The organism is Catellatospora bangladeshensis, from assembly GCF_016862575.1.
Lineage (GTDB): Bacteria > Actinomycetota > Actinomycetes > Mycobacteriales > Micromonosporaceae > Catellatospora > Catellatospora bangladeshensis.
In genome coordinates, this window is the sequence record NZ_BONF01000007.1 from 88889 (window position 1) to 100518 (window position 11630).

Here is an 11630-nt window from a genome sequence, read left to right on the forward strand (position 1 = left end):
GCGTTCCCGTAAGAGGAAGCAGGTATCTCTCGTGGTTGACATCGGAGCCATCGCGCCGAGGGGGGTGCGCCCGGCGACGGACGCCTGGTGGCGTGACGCCGTCATCTACCAGGTCTACGTCCGCAGCTTCGCCGACGGCAACGGCGACGGGGTGGGCGACCTGGCCGGCGTGCGCGCGCACCTGCCGTACCTGAGGGACCTGGGCATCGACGCCATCTGGTTCAACCCGTTCTACGTGTCGCCGCAGGCCGACGGCGGCTACGACGTCAGCGACTACCGCAACATCGACCCCATCTTCGGCGACCTGGCCGAGTGCGAGGAGATGATCCGGGAAGCGCACGCGCTGGGCATCCGCGTCATCGTCGACGTGGTCCCCAACCACTGCTCCGACCAGCACCCCTGGTTCCAGGCGGCGCTGGCGGCCGGGCCCGGCTCGCCCGAGCGCGACCTGTTCTGGTTCCGGCCCGGCCGGGGCGAGCACGGCGAGCTGCCCCCGACGGACTGGACGTCGAACTTCGGCGGCGGCACCTGGACCCGGGTCGCCGACGGCGAGTGGTACCTGCACCTGTTCGACGGCGCGCAGCCCGACTGGAACTGGGACCACCCGGCCGTCCGCGAGGAGCACGAGAACGTGCTGCGCTTCTGGTTCGACCGGGGCGCCGACGGCATCCGCATCGACTCGGCCGGCCTGCTCATCAAGGACCCGAACCTGCCCGAGGTGGGCACCACCGAGCGGCACCCGTTCGAGGACCTCGACGAGGTGCACGACGTGTACCGGGCCTGGCGGCGCATCGCGGAGGAGTACGGCGGCCGCGCGCTGATCGGCGAGGTGTGGATGCCCGACATCGAGCGCTTCACCAACTACCTGCGCCCCGACGAGATGCACACGGCGTTCAACATGAACTTCCTGTGCAGCGCCTGGGACGCGCCGAAGCTGCGCGAGGTCGTGGACGACACGCTCGGCTCGCACGCGCCCGTGAACGCGCCCGCGACCTGGGTGCTGTCCAACCACGACGTGACCCGCCACGTCAGCCGGTACGGCCGCGAAGAGACCTCGTTCTCGTTCAAGGGGCGCACCCACGACACCCCGGTGGACCTGGAGCTGGGCACCCGCCGCGCCCGCGCCGCGATCATGCTGGCGCTCGCGCTGCCCGGCTCGGCATACCTCTACCAGGGCGAGGAGCTGGGCCTCTGGGAGGTCGAGGACATCCCGGCCGAGCTGAAGCAGGACCCGATGTGGCACCGCACCGCCGGGGCCGACCCGGGCCGCGACGGCTGCCGGGTGCCGCTGCCCTGGTCGGGCGCGGAGGCGCCGTTCGGGTTCAGCCCCGAGGGCGCGGCCGAGAAGCCCTGGCTGCCGCAGCCGGCCGCGTGGAAGGCGTACACCGCCGAGGCGCAGACCGGCGACCACGGCTCGATGCTGGAGCTGTACCGCCGCCTGCTGGGCCTGCGCCACAACGAGCCCGCGCTCGGCGACGGCCCGATGTCCTGGCTGGACAGCGATCCGCAGGTGCTGTCGTTCCGCCGCCCCGGCCCGGACGGCCTCGACGTGATCTGCGTGGTCAACCTCGCCGAGTCGCCGGTCGAGCTGCCCGCCCACGCGGCGGTGCTGATCGCCAGCGGCCCGCTGGACGGCACCCGCCTGCCCACCGACACCGCGGTCTGGCTCCGCCCCGCCTGACCGCTCACCCCGAACCGACGCCCAGCGGGCCCGAAAGGAGCCCGAAAGCTCAGCATCGCCAAGGCCGTGGCGGCGCGACCCCCACCCCGCGCCGCCTCAACCGCTCCGGTCCCCCCGTCCCACACCGGAAGGCAACACAGGCAATGAACGAGCACAGCAGTCCCCGTACCCGAACGAGAAACCCGCGCCGCACCGGGCTGGCAGCCGTGGCCGCCGGCTCGGTGCTGGCCGCCGCCGGCCTGGTGGCGGTCACCGCCGGCGCCCTGCTCCCGTCCCCGGCCCAGGCCGCGTCGCTGTCCCCGCTGGCCGTGCCCGGCCGCGGAGCGACGGTGGCGTTCACCGAGTTCGAGGCCGAGGAGCAGCCGACCAACGGCACGATCCTGGCGCACTCCCGCTACTACGGCCAGCTCGCCTCGGAGGCCTCGGGCCGCCAGGCGGTCACCCTGGACGCGGTGGGGGAGTACGTCGAGTTCACCCTCACCAAGCCCGCCGACGCGATCAACTTCCGGTACAGCCTGCCGGACAACGCCGCGGGCACCGGCCGCGACGCCACCATCGACCTGCGGGTCAACGGCAACTTCCTCAAGAGCGTGCCGGTGACCTCGAAGTACGGCTGGTTCTACGGCGGCTACCCGTTCAACAACAACCCGGGCGACACCAACCCGCACCACTTCTACGACGAGCAGCGCAGCCTGCTCGGCAGCACGTACCCGATCGGCACGAAGATCCGGCTCCAGGTGAACTCGACGGCGCAGTCGCCGAGCTTCACCATCGACCTGGCCGACTTCGAGGTCGTCGGCGGTCCGAAGAGCAAGCCCGCCAACGCGATCGACGTGGTGGCCGACTTCGGCGCCGACCCCAACGGCGGCACCGCCGACAACACGGCCAAGTTCCAGGCCGCCGTCGACGCCGGTAAGGCGCAGGGCCGGGTCGTCTGGATCCCCGCGGGCACCTACACCGTCTGGGACCACATCGTGGTCGACGGGGTGACCCTGCAGGGCGCGGGCATGTGGCACAGCGTGCTGACCGGCCGCCACCCCACCAACCGCAACCGCGCGGTCGGCGTCTACGGCAAGTACGTGGCCGGCGGCGGCTACGGCGGCGAGATCCGGTCGCACGAGGCGGGCGGCCCGAGCCGCAACGTCACCCTCAAGGACTTCGCGATCATCGGCGACATCCGCGAGCGGGTGGACAACGACCAGGTCAACGCCATGGGCGGGGCCATGACCAACTCGGTGGTCGACAGCGTGTGGATGCAGCACACGAAGGTCGGCGCCTGGATGGACGGCCCGATGGACAACTTCACCATCAAGAACAGCGTGATCCTGGACCAGACCGCCGACGGCGTGAACTTCCACACCGGCGTCACGAACTCCACGGTGACCAACACGTTCGTCCGCAACACCGGCGACGACGGCCTGGCCATGTGGCCCGAGCGGATCCCGAACGTCAACAACACGTTCTCGTTCAACACGGTCGGCGTCACGATCCTGGCGAACAACATCGTGTCGTACGGCGGCCGGGACATCAAGATCACGGACAACGTGGTCGCGGACACCATCACCAACGGCGGCGGCATCCACATCGGCAACCGCTACCCGGGCGTCAACTCGGGCCAGGGCACGGCCGTGGCGGGCACCTTCACCGTCGCCCGCAACACCCTGATCCGCACCGGCAACTCCGACTACAACTGGAACTTCGGCGTCGGCGCGATCTGGTTCTCGGGCCTGAACGAGCCGATCAACGGCGCGACCATCAACATCACCGACACCGACATCCTGGACAGCTCGTACGCGGCGCTGCACTGGATCGAGGGCGGCGCGACCGGGATCCACTTCAAGAACGTGCGGATCATCGGCGCGGGCACGTACGCACTCCAGGTGCAGTCGCAGGGCCAGGCCACGTTCGAGAACGTGACCGCGTCCGGCATCGCGCAGAGCAACCCGATCCACAACTGCGTGGGCCCGTCGTTCCAGATCACCCAGATCGGCACCAACTCCGGCTGGTACGCCAACCCGCCCGCCTGCACCGGCATCTGGCCGACGCCGGTGTGGACCGGCGGCCCGACCACGCCGCCGAGCAACAGCCCGCCGCCGCCCAGCTCCCCGCCGCCGCCGTCGGCGCAGCTGAGCCTGAGCACCTCGAACCTGGTCTTCGGCACCCAGAACGTGGGCACCACCAGCGCCGCGCAGACGGTCACGGTGAGCAACCCGGGCTCGGTCGCGGTCAGCCTGAGCGGCGTCGCCGTCAGCGGTGACTTCGCCCGGACCACCACCTGCGGCGCGACGCTCAACCCGGGCGCCAATTGCACGGTCTCGGTGACGTTCACGCCGACCGCCACGGGCACCCGCAACGGGCAGCTGTCCGTCGGCAGCAACGCGCAGGGCAACCCGCACGTGGTGAACCTGACCGGCTCCGGCTTCAACCCCAACGGCAACCTCGCCGCGGGCCGCCCGGCCACCGCGACCAGCCAGACGCAGTCGTACGCCCCCGGCAACGCGGTCGACGGCGACGTGAACACGTACTGGGAGAGCGCCAACAACGCCTTCCCGCAGTCGATCACGGTGGACCTGGGTGCGAGCGTCAACGTCAACCAGGTCGTGCTGAAGCTGCCGCCGTCGTGGGGCACCCGCACCGAGACCCTCCAGGTGCTCGGCTCGACGGACGGCTCGAACTTCAGCAGCCTCGCCGGTTCGGCCGGCTACACCTTCAACCCGGCCACCGGCAACAGCGCGACGATCAACTTCACCGCCGCGTCTCGCCGCTACGTCCGGGTGACGGTCACCGGCAACACCGGCTGGCCCGCGGGCCAGTTCAGCGAGTTCGAGGTGTACGGCAACGGCACCCCGCCCCCGCAGACCCCGGCGATCGGCCTGTCCACCTCCAGCCTGGCGTTCGGCAACCAGACCGTGAACAGCACCAGCGGCGCGCAGACGGTGACGGTGACCAACACCGGCACGGCGTCGGCGACGCTCGGCGCGGTCAACGTGACCGGCGACTACGCCCGCAGCACCACCTGCGGCTCCGCGCTGGCGGCGGGCGCGTCCTGCACCATCTCGGTGACGTTCACGCCGACCGCCGCCGGGACCCGCTCGGGCACGGTCAGCTTCACCAGCAACGCGCCGGGCAGCCCGCACACGGTCAACCTGGCCGGCAACGGCGTCGTCGCGAACACCAACCTGGCGCTCAACCGCCCGGTGACCGAGAGCGGCCACGCCGACGTGTACGGCGCGGGCAACGCGGTCGACGGCAACGCCAACTCCTACTGGGAGTCGCTGAACAACGCCTGGCCGCAGACGATCACGGTGGACCTCGGCGCGACGACCTCGGTCTCGCGGATCGTGCTGAAGCTCCCGCCCGCGACCGCCTGGGCCACCCGTACCCAGACCCTCTCGGTCCTGGGCAGCACCAACAACTCCTCCTACACCACGGTCAAGGCCTCCGCGGGCTACGTCTTCAACCCGTCCTCGGCCAACACCGTCACCATCACCTTCGCCGCGACCAGCCAGCGCTACCTGCGCCTGAGCTTCACCGGCAACACGGGCTGGCCCGCCGGCCAGCTCTCCGAGTACGAGGTCTACGCCTCGTAACCCGAACCCCGGTGGGGAGGGTGAGCGGCCCTCCCCACCGGCTTTACGAAAGGAAGGGCACCTTCTTAACGCTATGCGTAGAGGAAGGTGCCCTTCTTAACGGTTCAGCCCACGGCTCCCGGCCCGTTGCGTGATCCGGTCCACCGGTTCGCCGGGCGTACGCACCGACGGCGGCCGGTTACAGTAACCGGCGTGACGCGCAGACTCGCCGAAGTGGCGAAGTACGTGGGGGTGAGCGAGGCGACGGTGAGCCGTGTCCTCAACGGCAAGCCCGGCATCTCCGAATCGACTCGCACCGCCGTGCTGACCGCCCTGGACGTGCTCGGCTACGAGCGGCCCACCAAGCTGCGCGGGGAGCGGGCGCGCCTGGTCGGCCTCGTGCTGCCCGAGCTGCAGAACCCGATCTTCCCGGCGTTCGCCGAGATCGTGGCGGGGGCGCTGGCGCAGCGCGGCTTCACCCCGGTGCTGTGCACCCGCACCGAGGAGGGCGTGGCCGAGTCGGCGTACGTCGACATCATGATGGAGCAGCAGGTCTCCGGCGTGATCTTCGCGGGCGGCCTGTACGCGCAGGCCGACGCCGAGCATGAGCACTACCACCGGCTGCGCCAGCGCGGCCTGCCCGTGGTGCTGGTCAACGCGGCGATCGACGGCCTGGGCTTCCCGATCGTGGCGGCCGACGACACGGTCGCGGTGGACCAGGCGTACGGCCACCTGTCCTCGCTCGGCCACACCAAGATCGGCCTGCTGCTGGGCCCGGCCGACCACGTGCCCTCGGCCCGCAAGCTGGCCGCGTTCAAGCAGCGCACCGGGCAGGCCAAGCCGCCGGTGGCGCGCACCATCTACTCGATGGAGGCCGCGCAGGCCGCCGCGGTCCGGCTGATCAAGGACGGGGTGACCGGCCTGATCTGCGCCTCCGACGTGTTCGCCCTCGGCGCGGTGCGCGCGGTGCGCCGGATGGGGCTGCGCGTGCCGGAGGACATCTCGGTGGTCGGCTACGACGACTCGCTGTTCATGGCCTGCACCGACCCGCCGCTGACCACGGTGCGCCAGCCCATCGGTGCGATGGGCCAGGCCGCGGTGGCCATGCTGGTGTCCCAGGTCGACGGCGGCGAGGTCGCGCCGGACGAGTACCTGTTCGACCCCGAGCTGGTGGTCCGCGCCTCGACCGCGGTCGTCCGCCCCTCCTGATCCCCGCGCCTGGCCGAAGGGCGGTCAGCCGCGCCGCATGGGGACGTGCGGGATGCCGTCCTCGAGGAACTCCGGGCCGCTGGGCGCGAAGCCGTATTTGGCGTAGAACCGCTGCAGGTGCGCCTGCGCGTCCAGCACGGCCGGGGCGTCGCCGACCACGGCGAGCGCCACGGTGAGCAGCTGCCCGGCCAGGCCGTCGCCGCGCGCCTCGGGGGCGGTCACCACACGGCCGATGCGGTACACCATGCCGTCCGGCGTGTCGTCGGTGAGCAGGCGCAGGTAGGCGACCGGCTTGCGGTCGACCTCGTACCACAGGTGCCGGGTGCCGGGCTCGGTGTCGCGTCCGTCCAGGTCGGGGTAGGGGCAGTCCTGCTCCACGACGAACACGTCCACGCGCAGCTTGAGCAGGGCGTACAGGGTGGCGGCGTCCAGGTCGTGGAAGCTCGCGGTGCGGAAGATCATGGTCGTTGCCGGGATCACCGTTGAATCGTATGCGGTGAAACGGCTCACCCTCACTTTCGGCCGCGACCCTTCGTGATCCAGTATTTAGACCGACCGGTCAGTTCAAAAACTTTTCGGAGGGTACGCGTGGAGGCGGCACTGCTGGAGGCAGAGGGGCTCGGAGTGCGTACCCGCCAGGGCTGGGTCTTCCGCGACCTGGACCTGCGCGTCGGCGCGGGGGAGCTGGTCGCGCTCACCGGGCCCGCGGGCGGCGGCCGTACCAGCGCCCTGCTCGCGCTCGGCGGCCGCTTCCGCTTCACGCACGGCCGGGTCACCGGCCCGGGGCGCACGGCATTCGGCCTGGTCCCCGGCGTCAACGAGCCCGAACCGGCGCTCACCGTCGCCGAGCACCTCGGCGAACGGCTGCGCCTGCTCGGCCGCGCCCGCCCCTGGCACCGCCTGCGCCGCCTCACCGCCGGCCCGCTGCTGGCCGACCTGCCCCCGGGCATCGCACCCGGCACCCTCGCCCGCGACCTCGCCCCGCTCGACCGGCACCGACTGATGATCAGGCTCGCCCTGCTGGAGGACCCCGACGTGCTGCTCCTCGACGACCTCGACGTGTCCCTGACCCCCGCCGAGACGCGGACCCTCCTCAGCGAACTCGACGCCACCGGCCGCGCCGCCGTCTTCACCTGCCGCGGCCCCGAAACCCTCACCGCTACGCGGTTAGGAAGGGCACCTTCTACTACGGAATCCGATAACAAGGTGCCCTTCCTTTCTCTGGTGGGGGTGGGGCGGTGAGCCTCGGGAGGCTGGAGCTGCGGCGGTTCCGGCGGCACCGGATGACGCGGGCCGCGCTCGTCGTGCTCACGCTGGTGCCGCTGCTGTACGGGGCGCTGTACCTGTGGGCGTTCTGGGATCCGTACGGCAACATGCACCGCATCCCGGTGGCGCTGGTGCTGCAGGACCGGGAGGCGACCGACCCGGACGGCGCGGCCGTGCACGCCGGACGTGATCTGGCCGAGGAGCTGGAGCAGCGGCAGGTGTTCGGCTGGCACCGGGTCGACGCGGCCGCCGCCGAGGCCGGGCTGCGCGACGGCACGTACCAGCTCGCTCTGCGCATCCCGGCGGACTTCTCGGCGGCGCTGGTCACCGGGCCCGACCCGGCGGCGGACGCGCGGGCCGGGCAGCTCACCGTGGTCAGCGACGACGCGGTCAACTACATCTCCGGCATGCTGGCCCGCAGCGCGTTCACCGAGATCCGGGCGGCGGCGGCCGAGTCAGCGGCGGGGAAGTACTTCGACGGCATGCTGATCGGGTTCACCGACCTCAAGTCCGCGCTGGGCGAGGCCGCCGACGGGGCGGACGCGCTGTCGGACGGGGCAGGGAAGGCCAGGGACGGTGCGGGAGCGCTGGCCGACGGGGCGGGCGACGCTGCGGCCGGTGCGGGCACGCTGGCCGACGGGCTGGCGCAGGCCGAGTCCGGCTCGCGGACGCTGGCCGCCGGGCTGGCCACGCTGGAGGCCGGATCGGCGCAGCTCGCCGACGGGGCGGCCCGTGCGGCGGCGGGCGGGCAGCAGCTCGCGTCCACCGTGGACCGCGCGGCCGACCGGGTGGAGCCCGTGCTGCGTGAGCATGCGGGCACCATCGAGCGGGGCGCGACCGCCGTCGCCGACGCCGCGCAGGCGCTCGCCGAGCACCTCGACCTGCTGCCGGGGCTGGCCGAGCAGGCGGTGCGGCGTACCGGCGAGGTCGTCTCGTCCCTGGACGCGCTGGCCGCGGCGCACCCGGAGCTGCGCGACGACCCGGCCTTCACCGCGGCCCGCCGGGCCGCGCAGGCCGCCGCGGACACCGCCCGCGACCTGGACCGGCGGCTGGACGAGGCCGGGCTGCCCGAGGTGCGGGCGAAGCTGCTGGCCGTCGCCGCGACCGCGCGTGAGGTGGCGAAGGCCGCACCGCACCTGGCCGACGACGTCGCGGCCGCCCGGCGCAGCGTCGACGAGCTGGCCACGGGGCTGGCCGCGCTGTCCACCGGCGCCGACCGGCTGCACGGCGGCATCGCGGAGGCGTCCACCGGGGCGAAGTCGCTGCACGGTGGGCTCTACCGGCTGTCCACCGGCGCGCGGCAGCTCGACGGGGGGCTGACCGCGCTGTCCGGCGGCGCGGGCAAGCTGGCCGCGGGCCTGGCCAAGCTCGACGACGGCGCCCGCGAGCTGGCCTCCGGCCTGAGCGACGGCGCGGCCGAGGTGCCGGGGTACGACGCCGACAGCCGCGCGGAGCGTGCCGGGGTGCTGGCCGCGCCGGTGACGCTGGACCGCGACGTACGCCACGCGGCCGCCGCCTACGGCACCGGGTTCGCGCCGTACTTCCTGGCCCTGGCGCTGTGGGTGGGCGCGATGCTCACCTTCATGCTGCTGCGGCCGATCACCCGGCGGCACCAGATGACCGGCGCGCCCGCCTGGCGCGTGGCGCTGGCCGGCTGGCGGCCCGCCGTCGCCGTCGGCGTCGCCCAGGCCACGGCGCTGTACGGCGTACTGCGCCTGGCCCTCGGGCTGGCGCCGGTGCACCCGTGGGGCATGTACCTCTACCTGCTCGCCACCGTGCTGGCGTTCACGGCGGTGCTGCAACTGCTCGGCGCGGCGCTGGGCCCCTCCGGCCGGGTCGCCGCGCTGATCCTGCTGATGCTCCAGCTCACCGGCTCCGGCGGCACCTACCCCGTCGCCACCAGCCCCGCCTTCTTCCAGGCGATCCACCCGTACCTGCCGATGACCTACGTCGTCGACGGCCTGCGCCACCTCATCCTCGGCGGCTCGTCCGACACGGTCCTGACCGGCGTCCTCGTCCTGCTCGGGGTCACGGCGCTGGCCCTCACCCTCACCACCCTCACCGCCGCCCGCACCCGCCGCCTCACCCCCGACAAACTCCACCCCGCGCTCCCCCTGTAACCCGGCCGTCTTTCTGCGTCGATCATGAACTTATGGCACGGTTCGGCGGCGTGTCGGCGGCACAACTTCATGATCGATTTGGGATCGGGCGGGGGTGGGGCAGGATGGGGCGGGTGGATGGGCGGACGGCGCGGCGGGACGCGACCAGGCAGAAGCTGTTCGAGGCGACCATGGCGCTCATCGCCGAGCAGGGGTTCTCGGACACGACGGTGGATCAGATCGCCGAGCGGGCCGGGGTCGCCAAGGGGACGGTGTACTACAACTTCGCGTCCAAGACCGTGCTGTTCGAGGAGCTGCTGCGGTATGGGGTGGGGCTGCTCACCGCCGACTTCCAGGCGGCGGTGGCGGACCGGGCGCCCGCCGACGCGATCGCCGCGCTGGTGCGCGCCGAGCTGGGCTTCATCCAGCGCTACCGGTCGTTCGCGCAGCTGCTGCTGTCGGAGATGTGGCGCACCCACCGCGACTGGCAGCAGACGCTGCTCCTGCTGCGCGAGGAGGCGATCTCGGTGATCGCGGGCACGCTGCAGCAGGGCGTGGACAGCGGGGACTTCGCCGCCGACCTCGACGTACGCCTGTCCGCGTCCGCTCTCTTCGGCGTCTGCCTCGTCGTCGCCCTGGACTGGCTCGTCTTCACCCCCGAACGCCCCATCGAACAGGTCGAGGCGGCGGTCCTGGCCATCGTCCGCAGCCGCGCCGCAACGCAAGGAAGGGCACCTTCTTAACGCTATTCGTAGTAGAAGGTGCCCTTCTTAACCTCTCGCAGGTGACGGAGCCGGGTGGCTGGCATACTCACCGATCATGGTGCTGTCGCGGGGCTGGTCGGTGTTCCTGATGCTGGTCGGGGTGTGGACCTGGGTGATCTGGCCCCGCTTCGCCGTAGCGATCTGGAACGACCCGCGGGCGTGGTCGGCCGGTGTCGTGGGCGAGGGCGCACCGACGAGCTTCCTGTGGGTGCACGCGCTGCTCATCGCGGCGTCGCTGGCGCTCGGGACCACGGTCGGCGTGCTGGGGATCAAGGGCTGGCGGGCGAGCCGGGCGGCACGCTAGATCGCCCGCACCGCCGGCGTCCGCTGCGGAGGCGGCCCGCTTCCGTGGACCTGTCCGGAGGGCGGCCTGGCTCGTCGGGCGGCCTACCCAGGCAGGTGGCAGACGGCTTCGACGTTGTTGCCGTCGCGGTCGCGGACGAAGGCGCCGAAGTAGTCGGCGTGATACTCCGGCCACAGGCGGGGCGCGTGCAGCACCTCCGCGTCGGCGGCCACGGCGGCGTCGAAGAACGCCTGCACGGCCGCCCGGTCCGGCGCGGCGAACGCGATGTGCGCCTCGCGCGCGAAGCCCTCCGTCGTGACCGGACCGAGCCAGAACACCGGCCGGTCCGTGCCGTATCCGATGACGTCGCCGAACTCCAGCAGACGCCGCCCGCCGAGCGGGGCGAGCACGGTGTCGTAGAAGTACGCGGCGGCCGCGACGTCGGCGACCTGGATCGACAGGTGATCGAGCATGCCCGTCACCCTAGACCCGCCCGGCTGCGCCGAACGCGGACCCGCCGGGCTGCTCCGGCAGCGGACCGGCCGGGTTGGTCCGGTGGCGGATCCGCCGGGCTGCTTTGGCGGCGGACCGGCCGGGCTGCTTCGGTGGCGGACCGGCCGGGCTGCTCCGGCAGCGGACCCGCCGGACTGCTCTGGAAGCGATGATCGCTATCTCGTGTCGAAACCTTGTGTCAGACCGCACCTTCTGACACGAACCGGCGATCAACACCCCGCCACCCGCCAGGCACGACGCCGGCGA

At 72.3% G+C, this 11630-nt stretch carries 9 protein-coding genes; 7 read left to right on the forward strand and 2 right to left on the reverse strand.

Annotated features, from left to right (window positions below; all coding sequences use genetic code 11):
- The first annotated feature begins 31 nt into the window (after positions 1-31).
- The 3 genes from Cba03nite_RS05125 to Cba03nite_RS05135 all read left to right on the forward strand — a co-directional run bounded on the left by Cba03nite_RS05125 (position 32) and on the right by Cba03nite_RS05135 (position 6459).
- Entirely contained in the window at positions 32-1681 is a 1650-nt protein-coding gene (locus Cba03nite_RS05125) for a glycoside hydrolase family 13 protein (RefSeq protein ID WP_239125481.1), read from the forward strand.
- Positions 1682-1824: 143 nt separating this feature from the next.
- A complete protein-coding gene (locus Cba03nite_RS05130; protein WP_203742449.1) occupies positions 1825-5271 on the forward strand; it encodes a galactose-binding domain-containing protein in 3447 nt (1148 codons plus the stop codon).
- A 192-nt stretch (positions 5272-5463) separates the two neighbouring features.
- Positions 5464-6459, forward strand: a complete 996-nt coding sequence (locus Cba03nite_RS05135) for a LacI family DNA-binding transcriptional regulator (protein WP_203742451.1) — start codon at positions 5464-5466, stop codon at positions 6457-6459.
- 24 nt (positions 6460-6483) lie between these two features.
- Here Cba03nite_RS05135 and Cba03nite_RS05140 read toward each other — a convergent pair whose 3' ends face one another.
- Complete coding sequence (locus tag Cba03nite_RS05140) at positions 6484-6921, reverse strand: GNAT family N-acetyltransferase (protein WP_203742480.1); 438 nt, start codon at positions 6919-6921, stop codon at positions 6484-6486.
- Positions 6922-7047: 126 nt separating this feature from the next.
- On the opposite strand from Cba03nite_RS05140, the gene Cba03nite_RS05145 reads away from it, so the two are divergent.
- The 4 genes from Cba03nite_RS05145 (at position 7048) to Cba03nite_RS05160 (ending at position 10892) form a co-directional block, all read left to right on the forward strand.
- Complete coding sequence (locus Cba03nite_RS05145) at positions 7048-7701, forward strand: ATP-binding cassette domain-containing protein (RefSeq protein ID WP_203742453.1); 654 nt, start codon at positions 7048-7050, stop codon at positions 7699-7701.
- Positions 7698-9845, forward strand: a complete 2148-nt coding sequence (locus Cba03nite_RS05150) for a YhgE/Pip domain-containing protein (protein ID WP_239125482.1) — start codon at positions 7698-7700, stop codon at positions 9843-9845. Before Cba03nite_RS05145 ends, Cba03nite_RS05150 begins: the two co-directional genes overlap by 4 nt.
- A 104-nt stretch (positions 9846-9949) precedes the next feature.
- Positions 9950-10567 carry a TetR/AcrR family transcriptional regulator gene (locus Cba03nite_RS05155; RefSeq protein WP_203742455.1) on the forward strand — a complete coding sequence of 206 codons (618 nt, stop codon included), beginning with the start codon at positions 9950-9952 and terminating at the stop codon, positions 10565-10567.
- Positions 10568-10643: 76 nt separating this feature from the next.
- Positions 10644-10892: an SCO4848 family membrane protein gene (locus tag Cba03nite_RS05160; protein ID WP_203742457.1), complete on the forward strand. Its 249-nt coding sequence runs from the start codon at positions 10644-10646 to the stop codon at positions 10890-10892.
- Positions 10893-10975: 83 nt separating this feature from the next.
- Here Cba03nite_RS05160 and Cba03nite_RS05165 read toward each other — a convergent pair whose 3' ends face one another.
- Positions 10976-11344, reverse strand: coding sequence for a VOC family protein (locus tag Cba03nite_RS05165; protein WP_203742459.1), 369 nt, complete (start codon positions 11342-11344; stop codon positions 10976-10978).
- Between the last annotated feature and the right edge of the window lie 286 nt (positions 11345-11630).